Origin of the sequence: Corallococcus sp. AB030 (assembly GCF_003668965.1) — a bacterium.
GTDB lineage: Bacteria > Myxococcota > Myxococcia > Myxococcales > Myxococcaceae > Corallococcus > Corallococcus exiguus.
On the sequence record NZ_RAWQ01000135.1, the window covers coordinates 1 to 20846 of the forward strand.

18 protein-coding genes are annotated in these 20846 nt (G+C 69.9%); 9 read left to right on the forward strand and 9 right to left on the reverse strand.

The window, feature by feature from the left end:
- The first annotated feature begins 39 nt into the window (after positions 1 to 39).
- From D7Y15_RS27755 to D7Y15_RS27775, 5 genes are all read left to right on the forward strand, one after another.
- The gene (locus tag D7Y15_RS27755) at positions 40 to 918 is read left to right on the forward strand and encodes an alpha/beta fold hydrolase (RefSeq protein ID WP_121754472.1); all 879 of its coding nucleotides are present in this window, start codon (positions 40 to 42) and stop codon (positions 916 to 918) included.
- A 91-nt stretch (positions 919 to 1009) separates the two neighbouring features.
- The gene (locus tag D7Y15_RS27760; protein ID WP_121754462.1) at positions 1010 to 2149 is read left to right on the forward strand and encodes a hypothetical protein; all 1140 of its coding nucleotides are present in this window, start codon (positions 1010 to 1012) and stop codon (positions 2147 to 2149) included.
- A 68-nt stretch (positions 2150 to 2217) separates the two neighbouring features.
- Positions 2218 to 3228, forward strand: a complete 1011-nt coding sequence (locus D7Y15_RS27765; RefSeq protein WP_120596591.1) for a DUF2157 domain-containing protein — start codon at positions 2218 to 2220, stop codon at positions 3226 to 3228.
- A gap of 2 nt (positions 3229 to 3230) precedes the next feature.
- Positions 3231 to 4340, forward strand: a complete 1110-nt coding sequence (locus tag D7Y15_RS27770; RefSeq protein ID WP_121754463.1) for a DUF4401 domain-containing protein — start codon at positions 3231 to 3233, stop codon at positions 4338 to 4340.
- Positions 4337 to 4837, forward strand: coding sequence for a GDYXXLXY domain-containing protein (locus tag D7Y15_RS27775; protein ID WP_120578176.1), 501 nt, complete (start codon positions 4337 to 4339; stop codon positions 4835 to 4837). Before D7Y15_RS27770 ends, D7Y15_RS27775 begins: the two co-directional genes overlap by 4 nt.
- A 16-nt stretch (positions 4838 to 4853) precedes the next feature.
- On the opposite strand, the gene D7Y15_RS27780 is transcribed toward D7Y15_RS27775, so the two are convergent.
- From D7Y15_RS27780 to D7Y15_RS27815, 8 genes are all read right to left on the reverse strand, one after another.
- Complete coding sequence (locus D7Y15_RS27780) at positions 4854 to 6578, reverse strand: sigma-54 dependent transcriptional regulator (protein WP_120578177.1); 1725 nt, start codon at positions 6576 to 6578, stop codon at positions 4854 to 4856.
- 380 nt (positions 6579 to 6958) lie between these two features.
- A complete protein-coding gene (locus D7Y15_RS27785) occupies positions 6959 to 7756 on the reverse strand; it encodes a bifunctional 2-polyprenyl-6-hydroxyphenol methylase/3-demethylubiquinol 3-O-methyltransferase UbiG (protein ID WP_121754464.1) in 798 nt (265 codons plus the stop codon).
- A 7-nt stretch (positions 7757 to 7763) separates the two neighbouring features.
- The gene (locus tag D7Y15_RS27790; protein ID WP_120578179.1) at positions 7764 to 8522 is read right to left on the reverse strand and encodes a ZIP family metal transporter; all 759 of its coding nucleotides are present in this window, start codon (positions 8520 to 8522) and stop codon (positions 7764 to 7766) included.
- Between the two features lie 32 nt (positions 8523 to 8554).
- Positions 8555 to 9850: a COG3014 family protein gene (locus D7Y15_RS27795; RefSeq protein WP_233605111.1), complete on the reverse strand. Its 1296-nt coding sequence runs from the start codon at positions 9848 to 9850 to the stop codon at positions 8555 to 8557.
- A 9-nt stretch (positions 9851 to 9859) separates the two neighbouring features.
- Complete coding sequence (lpoB, locus tag D7Y15_RS27800) at positions 9860 to 10471, reverse strand: penicillin-binding protein activator LpoB (RefSeq protein WP_120578180.1); 612 nt, start codon at positions 10469 to 10471, stop codon at positions 9860 to 9862.
- 14 nt (positions 10472 to 10485) lie between these two features.
- A complete protein-coding gene (locus D7Y15_RS27805; RefSeq protein WP_121754465.1) occupies positions 10486 to 11301 on the reverse strand; it encodes a hypothetical protein in 816 nt (271 codons plus the stop codon).
- A 10-nt stretch (positions 11302 to 11311) separates the two neighbouring features.
- Entirely contained in the window at positions 11312 to 11875 is a 564-nt protein-coding gene (locus D7Y15_RS27810; protein WP_120578182.1) for a hypothetical protein, read from the reverse strand.
- A 131-nt stretch (positions 11876 to 12006) separates the two neighbouring features.
- Positions 12007 to 13647 carry a mechanosensitive ion channel family protein gene (locus D7Y15_RS27815; RefSeq protein WP_121754473.1) on the reverse strand — a complete coding sequence of 547 codons (1641 nt, stop codon included), beginning with the start codon at positions 13645 to 13647 and terminating at the stop codon, positions 12007 to 12009.
- Between the two features lie 181 nt (positions 13648 to 13828).
- On the opposite strand from D7Y15_RS27815, the gene D7Y15_RS27820 reads away from it, so the two are divergent.
- From D7Y15_RS27820 to D7Y15_RS27835, 4 genes are all read left to right on the forward strand, one after another.
- Positions 13829 to 14215, forward strand: coding sequence for a PleD family two-component system response regulator (locus D7Y15_RS27820; RefSeq protein ID WP_014398957.1), 387 nt, complete (start codon positions 13829 to 13831; stop codon positions 14213 to 14215).
- Between the two features lie 5 nt (positions 14216 to 14220).
- A complete protein-coding gene (locus D7Y15_RS27825; protein ID WP_121754474.1) occupies positions 14221 to 15801 on the forward strand; it encodes a cytochrome c family protein in 1581 nt (526 codons plus the stop codon).
- 125 nt (positions 15802 to 15926) lie between these two features.
- A complete protein-coding gene (locus tag D7Y15_RS27830) occupies positions 15927 to 17879 on the forward strand; it encodes a LysM peptidoglycan-binding domain-containing protein (RefSeq protein WP_121754466.1) in 1953 nt (650 codons plus the stop codon).
- A gap of 367 nt (positions 17880 to 18246) precedes the next feature.
- Positions 18247 to 19044 carry a L,D-transpeptidase family protein gene (locus tag D7Y15_RS27835; protein ID WP_121754475.1) on the forward strand — a complete coding sequence of 266 codons (798 nt, stop codon included), beginning with the start codon at positions 18247 to 18249 and terminating at the stop codon, positions 19042 to 19044.
- Between the two features lie 6 nt (positions 19045 to 19050).
- On the opposite strand, the gene D7Y15_RS27840 is transcribed toward D7Y15_RS27835, so the two are convergent.
- Positions 19051 to 20808 carry an ATP-binding protein gene (locus D7Y15_RS27840; RefSeq protein ID WP_169821693.1) on the reverse strand — a complete coding sequence of 586 codons (1758 nt, stop codon included), beginning with the start codon at positions 20806 to 20808 and terminating at the stop codon, positions 19051 to 19053.
- Positions 20809 to 20846: the final 38 nt, after the last annotated feature.

Genomic DNA, 20846 nt, shown 5'->3' on the forward strand with positions numbered 1-20846 from the left:
GCCGCCGGCCGCCCCGGGGCCCCGGGCGCCACGCCTCCCGTGGGCCCGGTGGAGACGGGGCTCCTGGCCCAATTGGCCCCGGCCGTGGTGCCCCAGGTGCACTGGCTACCCGGGGGTGGCGCGGTGCGGATCCTCGAAGGAGGGCCTCCGGAGGGCGCCCGCTCCACGGTCGTCTTCCTCCATGGACGTGGGAACGCGGCGACCCACTGGTTCCCGTATCTGACGGTGCTGGCCCGGCACCACCGGGTGCTGGCCCTGGACCTGCCCGGTTTCGGTCAGTCCACCCCGGCGGACGTGCACGTGAAGACCGCGGAGGACGCGGTGCGCTTCTTCACGGCGCCCGTGGAGGAGGCGCTGGGGATGTTGGCGCCGGGGCCGGTGTCGGTGGTCGGCCACTCGCTGGGCGGACTGGTGGCGCTGGAGCTCACGCTGCGCGGCACGGTGCCGGTGGAGCGGCTGGTGCTGGTGGACGCGATGGGGCTGGGTCCTGAGATGCCTCGCGCCTCGCGCCTGTTCTTCCGCGCGGGGCCGGAGCGGCTGGCGCGCAACCTGGGCCCCTGGGCGATGGCGCGGATGCTGCCGCCACCTCCCACGCCGCTGGGAGAGAAGCTGGGTCAGCTGGGCTACGAGCTGTTGAGCGTGCCCGGCGGGAGGCCCGAAGCCGCGCAGGCCTTCAACGCGCTGGTGCCGCTGACGGGTCCGCTGTTCCACCGCCGCGAGCGGCTGGGCGAAGTGAAGGTCCCCGTGCTGCTCATCTGGGGCGAGCGAGATGAGACGCTGCCCGTCACACTGGCGGATGAGGCCGCGCGCGGGCTTCCCCAGGCCCGGGTGGTGCGCGTGGCCTGCGGACACAGTCCGCAGCTGGAGCATCCCGAGCGCGTGCTCCCCGAGCTGAAGGCCTTCCTCGGCAATGAATGACAATCACCCGCCAGCGCGGCGGCCTGGCGTGCGATACTGAGCGCCAGCCGCTCGGGCCGCGCGAGCGCTTTGGGGGAAGAGGGGCATCCACATGAATCGGGAATGGAAGTCTTTCAAGCGCGTGGCGCTGCTGGGCGGGGTGTTGGCGCTGGGGGCGTGCAGCAGCAAGCAATACGGGGATGCGTCGCCCACGGAGGAACCGCAGGTCTTCCAGGGCGAAGGGACCGTCAGCAAGACGGAGCCGGGCCAGCTGCGGTTCACCCTCCGGGCCGACCGCCTCTACCGGTTCGACTGCACGCCCCTCGGCATGCTGGGCTGCAAGGCGCAGCTGCGCGACGGGGCGACGATGGAGCCCATCGGGGCGCCCTGGTCCTCCGGGACGGTGCAGCACCTCACCTTCTTCTGGAAGCAGGCCACCGCCGGGGACGTGGTGCTGGACATCCAGTCCGGTTCGGAGGAGCCGTCCGCGGGTGCCTTCACCTACGAGCTCCGGGAGACCCGGGATGACGCGGGTGACACCTGGGACCAGGCGGTCGTCCAGCCCGTCACCGACAAGCAGGGGGCGTTCAACGGGTTCCTGGAGCATGCCGAAGACGTGGACCAATGGCGGCTCGGTATTCCCGCCAACCACACCCTGGCGGCGGGGTGCACGGGGCCAACGGACAGCGTCGCGCCGGCCTTCGAGCTGATCCTCCCGGAGGGGACCTCCCTGAGCGCGGACCGCGCGGCGTGGTTCCAGAGCCTGGGCATCCGCTTCCTGGCCGTGAAGAGCACGGGGGGTGGCGCCATCGACCTGCGCGTCCGCGCGAGCGGGGACTACGGGGCCCACTCCGTGCCCTACACGTGCACCGTCCAGGACGTGGGCGTGGATGACCACGGGGACATCCCGTCCGAGGCCACCGTCGTGACGGTCCCCGCCCAGCTGAGCGTCCATTTCAACTACAGCTCGGACGTGGACGTGCTGGCCGTGGACCTGATGGAGGGCCATGCCTACCAGTTGCTGACGGTCAGCGCGTGGGGCACCCCGCCCTTCCATGTCGGGACCACGGTGGTGAACGCGCAGGACACGCAGCGGTGGCCGAAGCTGGTCAGCGACGACAAGGGCGCCACCTTCACCGCGCCCACCACCGGCCGGTACTTCCTCGTGCTCATGGGGGCCCGGGGAGATGGCATCTGGAAGTGGGAGGTCCCGAAAACCTTCACGTACAAGATCACCGACGTCACCCCGTAGGTGCCTTTCCGGGCGCGGAGGGCCGGGACATTCCCCGGCCCTCACGACAGGCAGTACAGTCCCCGGCCGTGCCGAAAGACTTCCTCGACCTTGAGGCGACGCCGGAGCGGCTGCACGCGCTGGCGGACGCCGGAATCCTGAGACCGGACGCGTACGGGCGCGCGCTGCACCTGGCGGTCGCCTCGCCGTCGCGGCCCGCGTGGCGTGCGTTCCTGTCCACGACGTTGATGGCCCTGGGCTCGCTGCTGGTGCTGGCGGGCGTGGTGTACTTCTTCGCCTTCAACTGGGCGGAGCTGGGGCGCTTCTCGAAGCTGGGCCTCATCTGCCTGGGCATGGCCGGGGCGGCGGTGGGCGCCTGGCGGCTGGGCGACAGGCCCGCGGGCCAGTTCGCGCTGCTCGCGGCCGCGGTGCTGGTGGGCCCGCTGCTCGCCGTGTACGGGCAGACGTACCAGACGGGCGCGGATCCGTATGAGCTGTTCATCGGCTGGGGCCTGCTCATCCTGCCGTGGGTGGCGCTGGCGCGCTTCACGCCGCTGTGGATGCTCCAGCTCGTGCTGGTCAACACGGGCGTCATCCTCTTCTGGGGCCAGCGCATGACGCGCTTCGGCTCCTACGAGGCAAGACTCGCGCTGGTGCTGGGGCTGCTCAACGGGTTCGCCTGGGCGACCTACGAGCACTTCGCCAACCAGAAGGTCTCCTGGCTCCAGGGGCGGTGGATGCCTCGTGTGCTGTCCATCATGACGCTGCTGCCGCTGGTGACCCTGGGCATCCTGTTCATCGTGAGCAGGCACGACCGGTCGCTCGAGGCCGGCTTGTCCCTGCCGCTGGTGCTGGGAGCGCTGGTCGCCATCTACGCCCTGCACCGGCACCTGCACGGAGAGCTGTTCCTGCTCACCATGGGCGCGCTGAGCCTCATCACGCTCGTCACGACGGCAGTGGGCTACTTCCTCCTGGAGGTGACGCGCGCCGACGAGTTCACCCTCTTCATCCTGCCCCTGGTGATCATCGGCGAGGTGGGCCTGGCGGTGTACTGGCTGCGCCACGAGTCGCAGGCCACCGGCGTTTCGGAGGAGACCTGATCATGGCCCTGCGACCGACGATTCAAGACGTGCTGGCGGGGCTCAAGACCGAGGGCCACGTGGACGCGGGGGTGGACGCGCGAGCCCGCACCGCCCTGGAGATCCGCCAGAAGACGCTGGGTGCCTCACCCTGGTTCGTGAAGGCGCTGGCCGGCGGTGGCGCGTGGCTGGCCGCCGCCTTCATGCTCAGCTTCTTCGCCTGCGTGGGCCTCTGGAAGGAGGAGGTGGCGCTCACCGGCATGGGCCTCCTGATCACGGTGGCGGCGGTGCTGCTGCGCCGGACCGCCCAGGGCCCCTTCCTGGAGCAGCTCGCCCTGGCCCTGTGCATGGCGGGCGTGGGCGCGTTCCTCGTGGGGCTGGCGCAGCTGGACCAGGGCACCCTCACCATCGCGTTCGCGGGGGCGGTGGCGTCTGTCGCGCTGCTCGCCGTGTACCCGGACCTCATCCTCTACTTCCTGGCGACGGTGGGCCTCTGCGTGTCCGTGGGCGTGTTCGCGCTCGATGCAGTGGGGGGCTCGGGCGTGGACGTGTGGATGCTCATGGGCGCCGCCGCGCTCTCCGGCACCCTGCTCTTCGAACCGGTGCTGCGGCGCGGGAAGCTGGGCGCTCGCGTGGGGCCCATCGCCTTCGCGCTCGCTTGCGCCGTGCCCGGGTGGCTGCTGTTCCGCAGCTTCGAGAACTCGCAGGAGGGCTTCCACTACGTCTTCCGCTTCGAGAGTGGGTTCGTGCCGAGCGCGTACCTGTCCATCGCGCTGGCGCTCCTCCTGGCGTGGACGGGCTGGCAGGTGCTGCGCGAGCTGGGGCTGGCCCAGGAGCAGCGCGTCTGGATTCCCGCGGCCGGCGCGCTCGTGCTGCTCACGGTGATGACGCTGAACACGCCGGGCGTGCTGGTGGCGGTGCAGATGCTGACGCTCGGCTTCCACCGCCGCAGCCGCGTGATGCTGGGGCTGGCGGTGGCGTTCCTGCTGACGTTCGGCGCGTACTACTACTACGACCTGCACATCACGCTGCTGGCCAAGGCGCTCGCGCTCACGGGCAGCGGACTGGTGCTGCTGGGCGTGCGGCAGTTCTTCCTGCGGCGGCAGCCCGCCGTCCTCACGGAGGCCCGATGAAACGCGGCGCCGTCATCTTCGGTGGGCTCGCGCTGGTGTTCGTCGCGCTCGCCTTCCTCGTCGTGCAGAAGGAGACCGTGCTCGCGCGGGGGCAGCCCGTGCTGCTGCGGCTGGCTCCGGTGGATCCACGCTCGCTCATCCAGGGCGACTACATGGTGCTCGACTACGCCATCAACCAGGGCTGGCGCGAGGGCCGCGAGCAGCCCCAGGAGGACGGCAACGTGGTGCTGCGCCTGGACGAGCACGACGTGGGCGAGTTCGTGCGCTACGAGACGCAGGCGGGGACCTCGCTCGCGCCCGGCGAGGTGCGCCTGCGCTTCCGCATCCGCAACTCGCAGATGCGCCTGGGCGCGGAGGCCTTCTTCTTCCAGGAGGGCCACGCGGAGCGCTACGCGAAGGCGCGCTACGGCGAGCTGCGGGTGACGGACAACGGCACCAGCGTGCTCGTGGGCCTGCGCGACGAGAACTACCAACCGCTGGGCAGCGCCATCCACTGAAGGCGCGCCCCTGGCGTCAGTCCGCGTCCTCGTTCTCCAGCAGGTCGGAGAACGGGGAGCCCCCCTCGCCCAGCGCCTTGTAGAGGCCGTCCACCTTCTCCAACTCGCGCTTGAGCGCCTTGTGGTGGTTGCGGTTCTTCACCAGGCTTTCGCGGCCCAGCATCCGGAAGGCCTCGTCGCGGCCCATCTGGCGGATGGCCGTGCCCAGCACCAGCCCGCGGAAGCCGTCCGCGTAGTCCAGGTCCAGCGGCGTGCTGCGCCTGCGCGCCTCACCGACGAAGGCCTGCGCCGCGGCCCGCAGGGCTTCCGGCAGCGGACGGCCGCTGCTGGGGGACTGCTCGTAGTCCAGCGCGCGCGCCACGTGCTTCTCGTGGAGCACCAGGTCGCCCGTGCCGGCCGCGTGCTCCACCATCGCCAGCGTGTACGCACGCCGCACGATGTTGTCGAGCTGCCGCAGGTTGCCCGGCCACGAGCTGGTGGTCAGCAGCACCTCCGCCTCCTGCGCCAGCCGCGCGGAACCCTCCGGCATCCGCTCGCGGTGACGGCGGTTCACCATGTACCGCGCCCAGAGGGGAATCTCGTCCTGGCGGTCCTGCAGGGGCGGCATGCGCACCGGCAGCACGTTCACGCGGTAGTACAGGTCCTCGCGGAAGCGGCCGGCGCGCACCTGCGCGTGCAGGTCCGCGTTGGTGCCGATGATGAAGCGCACGTCCGCGAGCTTCTCGCCGGTGCCCTCGCCCAGCGGCCGGTAGCTGCGCGACTCCAGCAGGTGCAGCAGGCCCGCCTGCGCCTTCAGCGACAGCTTGTCGATTTCGTCGATGAACAGCGTGCCGCCGTCCGAACGGGCCACCACGCCCGGCGCGTCGCGCACCGCGCCGGTGAAGGCGCCCTTCTTCCAGCCGAAGAGCTCCGCCATCTGGAGGTCCTCCGGCACCGTCACCAGGTCCAGCGTCTCGAAGGGCTTGCCCCGGCGGCCGGAGCGCTCATGGCACCAGCGCGCCAGGCGCGACTTGCCCGCACCCGTGGCCCCGCTCACGAGGATGGTCTCGTCCTGGAGCGCGAAGGTCCGGAGGATGGGCAGGAGCTCCGCCATGGAGCGGCCCACCACGGGGAGGAACTCGTCCACCTCCGGCGTGGCCACCGGCCGCTGCGGCAGCGCGGTGAGGTACGGCGCGGCGATGTCCGTGAGCAGCTGGAGCAGGTCTCCGGCGTCGCGCCAGACGAACTCCTGCCCCATGGCGGCCAGGCAGTCCGCCTCTAGCGAAATCATGCCCTCCATGCCCGCGGGCGTGCGCAGGGGCAGCACGCACACGTGCGTCGCGTGGCGCCCCAGGAAGCGCTGCTTGCTCTCGTTGCTGTGGAAGCCCGCGAGGCCCGGGTCGCCCGTCACCGGAGCATCCGGCGCGTGCGGCTGCACCGTGCCGATGTTCACGTCGATGGACACCGCGCACCGGTGCTCCACCACCGCGCGCCAGGCCGTGGCGGAGGTGAAGAAGGGCATCTCGACGCCCGCGTCCGTCACTTCGCGCGCGCCTACGTCCAGCGCCGCCAGCCGGCGGTACGCTTCGCCAGGACGCAGGTGAACGATGCCGCGCAGGACCCGGGCCCGGCCCGCGTAGCGGCTGGCCGCCACCGCGGCGTCCGCCACGGCCAGCATCCGGCGCAACGTCGCCGCCGCCGCCGTTTCAAAGTCCCTGGAATCCCTGAGCGCAGCCATGAGCTGCGCCAACTCGTCTTGCATCCCCATCGCCTCCCGTGCGGAAGCCGCGCCACCGCCGACCGGCGAAGCCGTCCAAAAAGCAGACGCGGACTCTATCGGAGATGACGGGGAGGTGCGGATTCAGATGGAGAGCGCGGAAGGAGCGGCCCCTCCTTCCGCGCTCCGGGTGCATCTGGATGCGGTACACGCCGTTGCCGGCGTATGGGCGGGACGCATTGCGGATGCCGTGCCAACAGGGTGAGTCCAATGATTTCGCGGGGTCACGATGAACATCCCACTCACCCTGCGTCCCGCTGGAACGCGAGCGCGTCCGGACAGGACGCAAACCCTGACGTTTGAGCCCCAATGCCTGACGGACCGCGCCTTCTGAACGGGCGGGCAGCCGGGTCATTCCATACCAGTCAGGCCTTGGAGGACGTGTCCCGCTTCAGCACGAAGGCGCGGTCCAGGCGCGGGCTGCCGCGGCCCACGGGCGAGTCCAGGTCGTAGTCGAAGTCGAATGTGGCCGCGACGCGCAGGCCGGACTTGCGGAACAGGCGCTTCACCTGGGCCTCGTCGTACGTGCGGAAGAACCACGTCGTCTCGATGAGCCAGTCCTTGTCCGGGCCGGTGACGCGCAGGCGGTTGCGCATGGGCGAGCGGCGCAGGCGCTGCTCCGGCAGGCCCTCGTGCGTGTTGCACACGACCTTGTCCGCGCCCACCTGCCCCACCCAGCGCTCGTGCTCAGGGCCGGAGCGCGCGTAGTCCGTGAGGTGGAAGCCCAGCACGTAGATGCCGTCCGGCTTGAGCAGGCGGCGGGTGCCGGTGAGGTGCTCCACCGCGGCCTTCTCGCTGTCCAGGTAGCGGAAGGTGGAGACCAGCGTGTGGGCCAGGTCCACGCGCCCTTCCAGCGCCGGGTCGAAGAAGTCCTCCATGCGCGCCTGGGACAGCTTCACGCGGCGGCGCTCCGTGGGGGACAGGCGCTTGCGCGCGTGCGCGAGCATGGCCTCCGACAAGTCATAGCCCGCGACCTTCAGGCCCCGGCTCGCGGCCTCCTCCACCAGCCGGCCCGCGCCGCACGCGGGCTCCAGCCACTGGTTGCCTCCCGTGCCGAAGCGCCGGCTCAACTCCTGGAGGAAGTCCGCCTCGCGCACGGTGTCCGTGCCGAAGATGGCCTCGTAGTACTCCGGGTGCTCGTACCAGTCCTTGCGTCGTTCCATGGTGCCGTCAGTGCTCCGTGTGTCCCAGGACGCGCGCGAGCACGAACATCACCAGCAACCCGGCTGCCAATGCCACCAGGTTGCGCCCGGGCTTGTCCCTGCCGTGCTTGTTCACGTGCGGCAGCAGGTCCGACACGGCGATGTAGAGGAAGGTGCCGGCGGAGAAGGCCAGGGCCTTGGGCGCCAGCGACTGGAAGCTCAGCACCGCGTCGAAGCCGAAGTAGAGCACCGCGCCCACCGGCACCATCAGGCCATACAGCGCGGTGTACGCCAGGATGGTGCCGCGCTTCTTGCCCTCCGCCTGGAGGATGGACGCGAGCGACAGCGACGAGGGAATCTTGTGCGCGGTGATGGCCAGCAGCGCCATGGCGCCCACGCCCTCCTTCACCGAGGAGCCCAGCGCGATGCCGTCGAAGAGCGTGTGCGTGGACAGGCCCAGGAACGCACTGAGGCCCAGCGCGTGGCCGTGCACGTGCTCCGCGCAGTCTGGCGGCTCCTCGCAGGCGTGGGCCACGAGGTAGCGCTCCAGCACCAGCACGAAAAGGAAGCCCATGGGCACGAGCGCGAAGGCCCACCAGCCGCCGCCCTCGTATGCCTCCGGGAGCATGTGGAAGAAGGCCGCGCCGAACATCACGCCCGCCGCGAAGGCCAGGAACGTCACGAGCCGCGTGGAGCGGTCATTGAAGATGACCACGCCCGCCCCGGCCAGCGCGCTCGCCACGACGATGAAGGAGTACAGGAGGACTTCGGCTACGACCGGCGACATGGGGCGCGCACCCTACTCCCAAAACGACGCAGTCAGTAGCTTCGCACCACCAGCACCTCCACCCGTCCCGGCTTCACCTCCACCAGGTGTGTGGTGGGCCGGCCCGGTGCATCCACCTGGACGGTGTGCTTTCCCGGAGGAAGCCGGAAGCGCGCCACCTGGAACTCCGCCGGCAGTGAAAGCCAGGAGCGCAGGTCCGCCTGGTTGCCCGCGTTGAGGACCAGGAAGGTGAGCACGCCCAGCTCCTTGCTCTTCGTGAGCGCGCCCACACCCGCGGCCACGCCCGCCTTCGCCACCGCGCCCGCGAGCTGCTTCGCCAGCATGCGGCCAATGCGGTCGTTCAGGTGCACCTGGGCCACGCGCGACAGCGACGTCACCGTCACCGCCTGCTCCGCCTGGTTCTCCACCGACACGCGCACCGGCGGTGTGCCGCCGCGGTCCCGGTACACGGGCACTTCAATCAGGTCCCCGGAGTCGCCGTAGTCGCGCGATGCCCGCTCCTTCTGCGGCGACAGGCCCGCCTCCACCACCACGACGAGCTGCCCTTCACCGGGGCCCACCGCGCCGTGCGCCACGTTCGGGAACTTCTTGGAGAGCGTCTCGTAGGCGTCGTCACGGCCCGTCTTCTTCGCCAGCCGCAACAGGGGCTCCACCAGCCCGCCCAGCCGGGGCTCCAGCTCATACGCCTTCATGTAGTCGATGAAGGCCGAGTCCCATTCGCGCTGGTCCTCGTACAGCACGCCGCCCAGGTAGCGCGCGATGGCGAGCTGCTCGTACGGCTTCTTCTCCTCGGTGATCATCTTCTCGATGCGCTCGTTGACCCGGCGGACCTCCACGAGCGCGTCCTCGTCGCGGTTCAGCTCCGCGTAGTTGAGCGCCTGGAGGACGGAGATCATCAGCTTCTCGAAGTCCTCCCCGCGGTAGGCGCGGCGCCGCTCATTGCTGAGCAGCACCCCGGCCTCTTCGCTCACGGAGGTGATGTCCAGCTGCGACATGAGGTCATCCGCCTGGGCCAGCACCTTCGTGCTCTCCTCCCACTGCCCGGCCGCGTGCAGCACCATGCCCTTGTCCAACAGCAACAGGAGCTGGTCGCGCTCGGGGGCCTCCTTCTGCTCGCCGTCCAGCTCACTCAGGGCGCGCTGATAGTCGGAGGACTGGTACGCGGAGCGCGCGGAGGCCGTGCGCGCCACGTAGTCGCTGGCGCAGCCCGTGCCCAGGACGCTCAGGGCGCTCATGGCCACGATGAACAACAGGCCCCAACGCCCCCCCGCCGGGGAAGCGGCGGGGACGCGCGGGGCCTGGGATGCGATGTCGGGGAGGTTGGCCACGGCGGACGGCTACCAGCTCACGCCCTGCTTCTCGAACTTCTTGCGGATCTGCTTCTCGTCCGTCCACGCGATGGTGCCGGTGCGCACGTCGTTCAGCTTCGCCGTCATCTTGTAATAGACGAGCTTGTCGCGGCCGACCTCCTGGATGATGGAGGCGAGGTCGCCCGTCATCAGGAAGTCCACCGACGCCTGCTGGCCCGGGGCCTTGGCGGCGTTCGGGTTCACGTAGCCGGACTGCTGGTACTCGTACTCCTCCGCGATGTCCTGGCGAGCCTGCTGGTCCACCAGCGCGAAGCGGCCCGTCTGCGCGAGCGCCGTTTGAATCTTGTCCCCCAGCGAGCGCATGTCGATGTGCTCACTGGTGCTGTTGCGCAGCTTGCCCACGAGGACGATGGGCAGGGCCGCGCCCTGCGGCGGGGCTTGAGCGAAGCGCGGGGCGTTGGCGAGCGACTCGGCCATCTTCTTCGCGATGAGCTGCAGGTCGTTCTCGTTGAAGCGGTCGCCCAGCATCTCGATGGTGTTGGGGTCCTCGTAGGTGCCGCGCGTGAAGGCGCGGGAGCCTCCACAGCCGGCGAGCGACACGGCGACGAGGGCGGACAGCAACAGGCGGCGGGTGTTCATGGTCGGGTCGACTCCTAGTTCCATTCGCATTCGAAGCGGCTGCCTTCGAAGTTCCACTTGTAGGCAAGCACCGCGTCGCGGCGGTAGCCGGCCGTCAGGCGGCAGAGGCTCTGCAAGGACGCGCGCGGATAGTCGAAGGTGTACGTCTGCGCCTTCGCGCGCTCCTGCGGGGTGAGCTGAGAGGGGTGCGTGAGCGTGGGGCTGGCGCTGGCGGCCACCATCACTCGGTGCGCGCCGTACGTCTTGAGCGGCACGTGGCCCGCGAGCTGGATGCGGCGCACGGTGCGCGCCACCATGATGTCGCTGCGGTCCACCATGGTCTCGTGGCTGTTGCGGCGCTGCAGCAGCTCCGGGAGGTTCGCGGAGAACACGCGGGTGATGTCCCCGTCGTCCACGAAGAAGTAGAGGAACGCCTCGCGCGCGGTGCGGCTCTCCCCGGTGAAGTCCAGCGTCACCAGGATGTCCAGCTGCCGGTTGGGCGCCAGGCCGTGGCGCGACACCGCCGCCAGCACCGCCTTGTCCACGCCCGCCTTCTTCAGGCGGATGAGGCCGTCCGCGCTCGCGTCGCAGGCGCAGCGGCGCTCTTCAATCATCTTCACCAGCTGCGCGGGCTCGAAGCCGGCCTGCGACAGCTTGGTCAGCTCCTCGTCGGTGAGCGGGAGCTGGTCCGACCGCTCATAGATGCGCGGCAGCTGGTTCGGGTCCCACTGGATGATGTTGTAGGTCTGCACGTCCCCCGACGGGAACGGCAGTGCCACGGACGGCGAGGCGGCGCGAGGCGCCTGGGCCGTGGTCAACGCGACAGCGGCGGCGAGCAGTTGAGCGATCATGGCGTTTCCGTCAGAACCGGTATCCGACGTTCATGAACAACCGGTTCGTGACTCCTCCTCCCCCGATGGGGATGTCCGGCGAGTAGTGCAGTCCCATGAGCACGCGGTCGCGGCGGTCCAGGAAGATCTCCGCGCCCACCTGCGGCGAGATGGCGAAGCGCAGGCCCTCGCCCTCCGGGATGACGATGGCGCCCGCCTTGAGGCCGAGGGTGAAGGACACCGGCCAGCCCCAGCTGCGGAAGGTGGGGCCCACGTTGCCGATGAAGCGCCCGCCGTCGAAGACGTAGCCGCCGCTGACGTCCAGGCGGTACCAGTCATCGCCCCAGAGGGACACGGTGGCGCCCACGAACAGCGGCGGACCTTCCGGCGCGCCCGGGGGGTTCTCACCGGAGTTGATGGCCGCGCCCCAGTCGAACTGGAGCGACACGCCCCGGCGGTTGTCGCCGTAGCCTCCCGTGCCGTACTCCGACTCTTCAGGCCCGTCGGTGCGGCCCCGCTCCTGGGCGCTCGCGGTGAGCGGCGCGGCGACGGCCAGGAGCGCCAGGGCTCCGCACAAGGTGACAGGACGCTTCATCTGTTGGACTCCCCAGCTTGGGTGCGAATGCTCTTACGGGCGTCTTACGCCGCGTGGGCCGACATATTCATCGCGCGGCGAGCGTCCGTGCAAGTGCCCGTTTTCCCTGGGGCTCTCACAGGCGCTCTTCTTCAGGACCGGGGCTCCGGAGCGCCCTGGGTGGCCTCCTCCTGGTCATCCCGGGAGGGCGGGGGCTGCGCGGGGCGGGATTCGCTGCGCACCATGGGCAGCCAGTGGGGCTTCGAGCGCAGGAAGACGACCAGCCGCTCGCGCACGAGGAAGCGCAGGTCGCCCAGCTTGCTGGAGTTGGCCGCGCTCACCAGGGCGCGCACGGTGAGGGTCTTGTCCATCACGTCGAAGACGACCAGCGTCTTCACCCGGCCATCCCACAGGGCCTTGCCCTCGTTGGCGAGGATGCGGTCCAGCTCCGCGCGCAGCGCGTCGATGTCCGCCATGTAGTCCACCTGGAGGATGACGGTGCCCATGATCTCCGGGCTCCCCTTGCTCCAGTTCTGGAACGGCTTGTCCAGGAACTGGTTGATGGGGATGACCATGCGCCGCTGGTCCCAGATGCGCAGCACGACGTACGTGAGGGTGATTTCCTCCACCGTGCCGAACTCGCCCTCCACCAGCACGTTGTCGCCAATGCTGACGGGCTGGGTGATGGACAGCTGGATGCCGGCGAGCAGCGAGGACAGCGACTTCTGCGCGGCGAGACCGATGGCGAGGCCGGCGATACCGGCGGAGGCCAGCAGCGACACGCCCACGTTGCGCACCACCTCGAACTGCATGAGCAGCAGCGCGGCGGCGATGACGTAGGTGGCCACCTCGAAGACGGCGCGCAGCACGGCCAGCTGCGTGCGCAGCGAGCGCGCGCGGGGGTGGACGCTGGACTCGGAGGTGACGCGGCTCTGGACGTAGGCCTCCGACACGCGGAGGAAGCGCAGGATGAACCACGCCACCGCGACAATGGTGAGCGAGTAGGCCACCCGGTCGCTCAGCAGCTTCAGCTTGGGAGGCAGGAGCAGGAACGAGGTGCCCAGCGCCAGGAGGATGGCGAAGAAAGGCAGCCGCAGAGGCCCCCGGCCCGCGCTGACAATCTGGTCGTCCCAGGAGATGCGCGTCCAGCGCGCCACCCGCAGCGCGGCGGCCAGCAGGAGCTTCTCCAGGAGATAGGAGAGGATCCACGCGCTCAGGAGCGTCACCACGAGCCCCAGCCACTGCCACGGCTCCAGCCCCAGCACCGTGCGCTCGAAGAAGAAGGCCGGGAGCGTTTCGGTGAGCAGCGGGCCGTATTCCTCGAAGAGCGGGTCCACCATCTTCACGGTGGACTCCGCCACCACCCAGATGGGCGTGCCATCCACGGTGAAGCGCTGCAGCCGGATGGGCACGCTCTCGCCCTTGAGCGGGATGGCCCCCAGCGACGCGAAGCGTGAGTTGGGGGGCTCGCCCTCCGGCGTCTTCGGCAGGGCGGACGTGTCCACCGACAGCTCGCGGTCCAGGACGAACTTCAGCTTCCGCGCCAGTTGGGCGCCCTGCGCGGGCTGCTCGGCCGCCGGAAGATGGTCCAGGTACAGGTAGTGGGCGGCGCGGGCGTACTCCCCGCGATGCACCGCGTCCAGGAAGCCCTGCGCCGTGGCGCGCGGCGACGTGCGGTCCAGGTCCTGGGGGACCTGCCCCAGGCCGTTGTTGAGGGCCAGGACGGGGAGGCCCCCGAGGACGCACCCCAGGAGAAGGAGGGCCACCAGGACCCGGGAGGCATGGCGCTTCATGGGCGCCTCCATACTCCGTGTGCGGTCGGTTGTCCGGGAAAGACGGTGGGTGTTTCCGAGCCCGCCCGGCCGCTGGGAAGCCCGGGGCCGGGGACAGAAAACCCGTGCTGGAACGCAACACGGGAAAGCATTGGTGCGCCGCTGGGTGGTGGGCTAGAACCGACCCCCAAGGAAGGTCGCCGTGTCCGAAGAGAAGCGAAGAATCCTCCTCATTGACGACAGCGAGATCACCCTCGCCATGGAGAAGGCCGTCCTGGAGGCACGGGGCTATGAGGTCGTGGCCACCTCCACGCTCATGGAGTTTGAGAAAACGCTTCAGAGCTGGCGGCCGGATCTCATCCTCACGGACATCCACATGCCCGAAGCGAAGGGCACGGACATCTGCCGCACGCTGAAGAACGAGTACAACACGCAGGACATCCCCATCGTGTTGTTCTCCAGCCTGCCGGACGACGAGCTGTCGAAGCTGGCCGAGCAGGTGGGCGCGGATGGCTCGCTCTCCAAGGTGAATGGCCTGGAGGCGATGGGCGAGAAGATCGACGAACTGGTGCAGAGCATCCTCTGGTGATGACGATGCGCGCGGCCGTCCTCGCGGTGCTCGTCAGCGCGCTTCTCACCGGATGCAGACGCCAGGAGCCGCGCGCCCCGGAGAGCGGCGCGGGCAGTGCTCCCGGGCAGCAGCAAGCCTCCTCCCCTACTCCCGCCGCGCCTCCGGGCGCCGTGCTGTTCATCTCCGCGGACACGCGTGGATACCTGGGCCCGTGCGGCTGCAGCGAGAACATGCGCGGAGGCATCGGCCGGGCGGCGTTCCAGGTGCAGCAGGCGCGTCAGGGCGGCCAGCCGGTGCTGTACATCGACGGCGGCAACAGCCTCTTCGGGGAGACGCACCTCAAGGCGGATCAGGTGCCGCAGGAGGAGCGCAAGGCGAAGGCGCTCGCGGACGCGTTCCGCACCATGGGCATCGCCGCGCGCGCCACGGGCGAGCTGGACGAGACGCGAGGCGCGGCCTTCCGTCAGGGCCTGGGGCTGCCGGAGATTCCGGCGGGCGGCGTGAAGGTGCTGGACGCCGGGACGCGCAAGGTGGGCGTGGTGGCGGCGGCTTCCGGCGAAGCGCTGGTGAAGGCGAGCCAGCAGGCGCGCGAGCAGGGCGCTGACTTCGTGGTGGGCCTGTTGGACCAGCCGCTGGAGGCCGCGCAGGCCGCCGCCGCGTTGCCGGGCCTCGCCGCGAACCTGGTGGTCGCCACGCACAGCGCCAGTGAGTTCTCCGCGGAGGAGAACCGGCTGGTGCGCTCCGACGTGCCGGTGGTGGCGGTGCAGAGCAAGGGGCGCTCGCTCTTGCGCGTGGACCTGACGTACGCGCCGGCGAAGGGTCCCTTCACGCCGCAGCGTTCGCAGGGGGACGTGGAGCGGGAAGTGACGGCGCTGGAGCAGCGCATCGCGCTCCTGGATAAGGAAATAGCCCTGCCCGGCATCGACCCGAAGTTGAAGGCGCTGAAGCAGGGCAAGCGCGACGAACTCGCGGCGCGCAAGCAGGGCTTCCTCACCGCGCCGCCCGCGCCGGCCGCGGACGTCAACGGCTTCGCGCTGCGCTTCCTGCCGCTGGAGTCGAACCTGCCCAGCGCGCCGGACACGCAGGCGCTGGTGAAGGCGTACGACTCGGACGTGGGCCAGCTGAACCTCGCGTGGGCGAAGGCGCACGGCCAGGACTGCCCGCTTCCAGAGAAGGGCCAAGCGGGCTTCGTCGGCAGCGCGGTGTGCGCGGACTGCCACCCGGACGCGACCGGAGTGTGGGAGCGCACGAAGCACCACCACGCATGGGAGACGCTGGAGGAGGTGGGCAAGCAGCACCACCTCAACTGCGTGGGCTGTCACGTCACCGGCTGGCAGAAGCCCGGCGGCGTGTGCCGTCTGGACAAGGTAGCGGGCCGCGAGGACGTGGGCTGCGAGAGCTGCCACGGTCCGGGCTCCAAGCACGTGGACTCGCCGAGCCCCGCGACCATCGTGGGCAAGCCGGGACAGGCCGTGTGCGTCACCTGCCACAACACGGAGAACTCGCCGCACTTCGACTTCGCCACGTACCTGCCTCGCATCCTCGGCCCCGGCCATGGCGGAACGGGAAAGAGCGGGCAGGCAGGCGAGCCACCGGCGAAATAGGGTCGCTCGCCCCTACGGTGGGTGCTTCCCGAGGGCGTACCGGGCGACTTGTTGTTTGACTGTCAAGAAAGCTGGCGAATACTGCGGGCTTCGCCTGCTTCTGGGCGACCTCGCCTGGCGTTCCCATGCCGCTTTCTCTGCTCCTGCTTGCCCTGGCCTCGGTTCCCTCCTCGCAGGGCGTGGCGCCGTCACCGGTGCCGCCGCCCGGCGTGCGTGCGGTGCCCCCCTCGCAGGCCCCCTCGCTGACGGCGGACGGCAGCCTGGCCACGCCCCCTGCTCCCATGGAGGAAGGCGAGGAGACGGAGGAGGTGGAGAACGAGTCCGCCGAGTTGGAGGAGCTGCGCGCGTTGGAAGGCGCGACGTTGGACCCGGAGTCGAAGCCGAACGCGGAGATGATGCAGTCGCTGCGCCGGCTGGGCCTGACGAACCCGTTGCGGCTGCGAATGTTGGACGCGCTGGAGGAGCCTACCTTCCGCGAGGACGACACCGCCCCGCCGCTGGCGCGCATCACCGACCTGGCGAGCTTCGATATTTCGCAGGTGAAGGACCGCTACGACATCCCGGTCGACATGCAGCCGCGGGTGGCCGAGTACATCCAGTTCTTCCAGGGCCCCGGCCGCAAGTGGTTCCGCAAGTGGATGGCGCGCTCCACGCGCTACCTGCCGGTGATGCAGCCCATCCTGGAGTCGAAGGGCCTGCCCCGGGACACGGTGTACCTGGCGATGATCGAGAGCGGCTTCTCCGCGAACGCGTACTCGTGGGCGCACGCGGCCGGGCCGTGGCAGTTCATCTCCAGCACGGGCAAGCAGTACGGACTCAAGCAGGACTTCTGGGTGGACGAGCGGCGTGACCCCATCAAGGCCACGCACGCGGCGGCGGCGTACCTGAAGGACCTCTACGGCGAGCTGGGCCACTGGTACCTGGCGTGGGCGGGCTACAACACGGGCTCGTACCGGGTGCGCAAGATGGTGACGCGCTACGGGACGAACGACTTCTGGGTGCTGGCGGAGGAGCCCGGGCTGGCGAAGGAGACGAAGCACTACGTGCCCAAGCTCATCGCCGCGGCGCTGGTGGCGAAGAACCCCACCGCGTTCGGCTTCTCCGAGGAGGAGTTCCAGTACGAGTCCACGCTGGAATACGACGAGGTGAAGCTCACGGACGCGACCGACCTGGACGTGGTGGCGCGCTCGGCCGGGGTGAGCGTGGCGGACGTGCAGGAGCTGAACCCGGAGCTCAAGCGCTGGTGCACGCCTCCGGCGACGGCCTCGAAGCCCTACACCCTGAAGCTGCCGCGCGGCACCACGACGCTCTTCGCGGAGAACTTCAAGAAGCTGTCGCCAGCGGACCGGCTGACGTTCCGGGTGCACACGGTGAAGAAGGGCGACACGCTGTCGCAGATTGCCCAGAAGTACGGCACGGCGCCGGAGGCCATCCTCCAGATGAACCGGCTGAAGACCGCGCGGGTGCTGAAGGTGCGCTCGGAGCTGGTGATTCCGGTGCCGGCGAGCGGCCGGGGTGGCAGCGGTGACGCGGGCATCAGCGGCGCGCTGGCGTCGAAGGTGGCGCAGGCGCGGCGCAGCGGCGTGGTGGCGACGCGGCCGGAGGACGAGGTTCCGGCGGGCACGCCCCGCGGCCCCGTGGCGGCGGGTCCGGTGAAGACGGAGAAGGTGGATGGCAAGACGCGCGTGACGTACGGCGTGCAGGAGGGCGACAGCCTGTGGCTCATCGCCAACCGCTTCCAGGTGTCGGTGGACGACCTGAAGAAGTGGAACAACCTGCCCAAGCGCAACCGCACGCTGTCACTGGGCACGCTGCTCGCGGTGTGGCCGCCGGAGTCCAAGGGCGCGGCGCCGGCGAAGGTGGAGGAGCGCGGCGGCACCATCGTGGTGGCCACCGCCGTGGCGAGCCAGGCGCCCGTGGGCCCCAAGGGCAAGGTGCACACGCTGGCCGAGGGCGAGACGCTCTGGTCGGTGTCGCAGCGCTACAACGTGTCCGTCGAGGACATCATGAAGTGGAACCACATCAAGGACCACCGCACGGTCCCCACCGGCAAGCTGCTGTCGCTGAGCGCGCCGTAGCGGCACAGGGGCATGGCGCGACGGCCGGGACCTTGCAGTCCCCGGCGCCATGCTCGCATCCGCACTGCTTCGAGAGTCACCGCTTCTTCCCTCTGAAACGCCTGGCGCGAGCGAATCCGCGCCGGCCCTGTCCGTCCTGCCCCGTGGAGTCGAACGTCCGGGGGACAGGACGGTCTCCGGAGGCAACTCGCTGACGCGCTTCAGCGGGCCCGGTCCGGTACCGCGAGGGCTTTCCCTCGCCCCACCGTCCGACGGAGTGTCCGGCCCTGAGAAGCGTGCACGCGACATCGTGGCAGGAACGGCGGCAACCCTCGTCGCGCGAGCCGAAGAGGCGACGCGTGCGGTGACGGCTGGGGGCCTGGGCGTCATGGAGCCTCCGGTCGACTTCGCGGGCGCGGCGGTTCCGGTGGCAGGCGGACTGGAGCATCCGCGCTTCGCGGGGTCGCCTCAGCTCACGGAGGTGGCGTCCGGCGTGACGGTGCTCGGCACGGGCTCGAAAGGAGACGGGCTGCGCGCGGTACAGGGCGCGCTCATGGACATGGGGTTCGCGCTGTACGGCGGCGCGGACGGACGCTACGGCCCGGACACGGCGCGCGCGCTCCGCAACTTCCAGGTGCATGCCGGCCTGCGTTCCAGCGGCGTGCTCGACACCGCCACGCTGAAGGCCCTGGAGGCGCTCGCTCCGGCTCCGGGCTCACGGGGACAGTCGCGCGCCCTGCCCTCTCCATTCTACGCGGGCCAGCCCGTGCGCGTGGTCATCGCGCTGCGCGAGCACCGTACGTTCCTCTTCGACCCGGAGGGGAAGCTCGTGGACATCTTCCCCAACGCGGTGGGCACCGCCGCCACGCCCACGCACCCTGGACTCAAGGTCGTCCGCGCGAAGTTGGATCAGGTGGCCACCGAGAACGCGGGCGCGCGGCTGTGGAACGACCGGCACGTGTTCGGCGCGCGGCTGCTGGACCTGTCCTGGGCGGATGGCCGCCGCAGCGGCGAGGAGCTGCATGGCACCAGCGCCCCTGCCCTGCTCGGGGGCGACGTGTCCCACGGCTGCATCCGTCACGCGAACGAGGACATCCTCGTCCTGCATGACGCGCTCGCCGTGGGCGACCGCATCGCGGTGGTGGAGACGCTCCAGGACCCGCACCTGGGCGTCACCGTGGGCTGACGACGTCTACTGCTCTTCGAGGAGCATCTTCAGCTCCCGCACGCGCTTGCTGATGAAGTCGCGGTCCAGCTTGCGGAAGTTCTCCGGCAGCAGCGCCCGGCTGGTGCACTCCTGCACCGCCACCAGGTTCTGCATTTCAATCTCCAGCGGGTAGCTGGGCGGCACGAAGTCCGCCAGCACCGCGGCCAGGTCGTCCTTCGTCACCTGGTCACGTCCGTCCGCCAGCGCGCGGAACTTCGAGCGCACCATCACCGCCTCGATGTCCGCGCCGCTGAAGGCGCGCACGCCGCCGGGGATGAGCGCGGCGAAGGACTCCACGCCCTCCACCGACACGCCGGTCTTCTTGCTCATCGCCTGGAACAGCTCGTTCCGCTCTTCATCCGTCTGCGGATAGAAGAGCGCGAGGTGCTCTTCCGCGCGGCCCTGGCGCTTCAAGTCGATGGGCAGCAGGTCCGGCCGCGCCGTCAGCAGGAACCAGACAATCTTGCCGCGGTACTGCGTGTTGCCCATGAAGGACGCGATGGAGCCGAAGATGCGGCTGCTCGTGCCGGAGTCCCCGCCGGAGTCGCGGTTGCCGAGGAAGGTGTCCGCCTCGTCGACCATCACCGCCACCGGCCACAGGGCCTTCAGCAGGTTGAAGATCTTCTCCAGGTTCGATTCCGTCACGCCCTGCCACTGGCTGCGGAAGTTCAGGAACTTCACCACCGGGATGCCAATCTCCCCGGCGAAGCAGCTCACCATGAACGTCTTGCCCGTGCCCACCGGCCCGCTCACCAGGTAGCCCATGGGCATGACCTCGATGCGGCCCTTCTTCAGCGCGGACGCCGCCTGCCGCAGCATCTGCTTGGCGGGGGCGTGCCCCGCCACCGCGTCCAGCGTGTGCGCGGGCTCGATGAACTCCAGCAGGCCGTGGCACTCCGCCTGGATGAGCTCCTTCTTCTTCTCCTTGAGCAGCTCCGGCGTGATGCGCACCTCCCGCTCCAGCGCCTCCGTCAGCACGCGATCCAGGTTGATGCGCGACAGGCCCGCAGTCATCTTCGCCAGGCCCGCGACCGGCACCTCCGACACCGACTGGAGCTTCTTGCCCTCCAGCTTGGAGCGCACGTACTCCAGGCGCTCCTCCTCCGTGGGCAGCGGCAGCTCGATGGGCGCCACGTACGGATTGCGGCTGATGCGCGGCGACACGTCCGACAGGTTCTCCGCCAGCAGCACCACGGACACGTCGCCGGCCAGGAACTGCGGGTCGTGCGCCCACTTGTCCAGCGTGGCCACCACGAAGCGGTCCTCCGCGGACAGGTGGCTCATCTCCCCGCCGGGCACCAGCGTCTCCGCATAGTCGATGATGAGCGCCATCGAGCGGCCCTCGCTCAGGCGCATGCGCAGGAAGTTCTCCAGGATCTGCAGCGCCCGGCCCGGGTCGCGCGGCATGACCTTGGCGTAGTCCGTGCCGTACATGGCGTCGTAACCCGTCATGGCCCGCGCCAGGTCCTTCTGCGTCTCCGGCGTCGCCGAGCGGATGCCCGACGAGCGGTCGTAGAAGAGGACGTGGTCGCGCCCGCCGAACAGCTCTTCCGAAAGGAACGTCTTGAGCGTCCCGAAGCCGCGCCCGCCGTCCTCCAGCTGCAGCGGCTGCAGGTCGCGCACGGCCCCGTACAGCAGGAAGGTGCTGACCGTCTTCGTGTAGTACTTGCGCGCCAGCTGCTGCGCCCACCGGGGCAGATCCGCCAGCGGATCCGCCTTGTTCACCTTACGCACCTTCGTCACGGACATCCCTCCGGCGCCGCTCCCCCCAGGGACATCCT

What these genes read in the sequence shown, in the direction of transcription:
- D7Y15_RS27785 (WP_121754464.1), bottom strand. Translation starts at nt 7,756, where the DNA reads ATGGAACGACGCAAGGACTGGTACGAGCACCCGGAGTACTACGAGGCC.
- D7Y15_RS27805 (WP_121754465.1), bottom strand. Translation starts at nt 11,301, where the DNA reads ATGATCGCTCAACTGCTCGCCGCCGCTGTCGCGTTGACCACGGCCCAG.
- D7Y15_RS27760 (WP_121754462.1), top strand. Translation starts at nt 1,010, where the DNA reads ATGAATCGGGAATGGAAGTCTTTCAAGCGCGTGGCGCTGCTGGGCGGG.
- D7Y15_RS27835 (WP_121754475.1), top strand. Translation starts at nt 18,247, where the DNA reads ATGGAGCCTCCGGTCGACTTCGCGGGCGCGGCGGTTCCGGTGGCAGGC.
- D7Y15_RS27810 (WP_120578182.1), bottom strand. Translation starts at nt 11,875, where the DNA reads ATGAAGCGTCCTGTCACCTTGTGCGGAGCCCTGGCGCTCCTGGCCGTC.
- D7Y15_RS27815 (WP_121754473.1), bottom strand. Translation starts at nt 13,647, where the DNA reads ATGAAGCGCCATGCCTCCCGGGTCCTGGTGGCCCTCCTTCTCCTGGGG.
- D7Y15_RS27770 (WP_121754463.1), top strand. Translation starts at nt 3,231, where the DNA reads ATGGCCCTGCGACCGACGATTCAAGACGTGCTGGCGGGGCTCAAGACC.
- D7Y15_RS27775 (WP_120578176.1), top strand. Translation starts at nt 4,337, where the DNA reads ATGAAACGCGGCGCCGTCATCTTCGGTGGGCTCGCGCTGGTGTTCGTC.
- lpoB (WP_120578180.1), bottom strand. Translation starts at nt 10,471, where the DNA reads ATGAACACCCGCCGCCTGTTGCTGTCCGCCCTCGTCGCCGTGTCGCTC.
- D7Y15_RS27825 (WP_121754474.1), top strand. Translation starts at nt 14,221, where the DNA reads ATGCGCGCGGCCGTCCTCGCGGTGCTCGTCAGCGCGCTTCTCACCGGA.
- D7Y15_RS27830 (WP_121754466.1), top strand. Translation starts at nt 15,927, where the DNA reads ATGCCGCTTTCTCTGCTCCTGCTTGCCCTGGCCTCGGTTCCCTCCTCG.
- D7Y15_RS27780 (WP_120578177.1), bottom strand. Translation starts at nt 6,578, where the DNA reads ATGCAAGACGAGTTGGCGCAGCTCATGGCTGCGCTCAGGGATTCCAGG.
- D7Y15_RS27790 (WP_120578179.1), bottom strand. Translation starts at nt 8,522, where the DNA reads ATGTCGCCGGTCGTAGCCGAAGTCCTCCTGTACTCCTTCATCGTCGTG.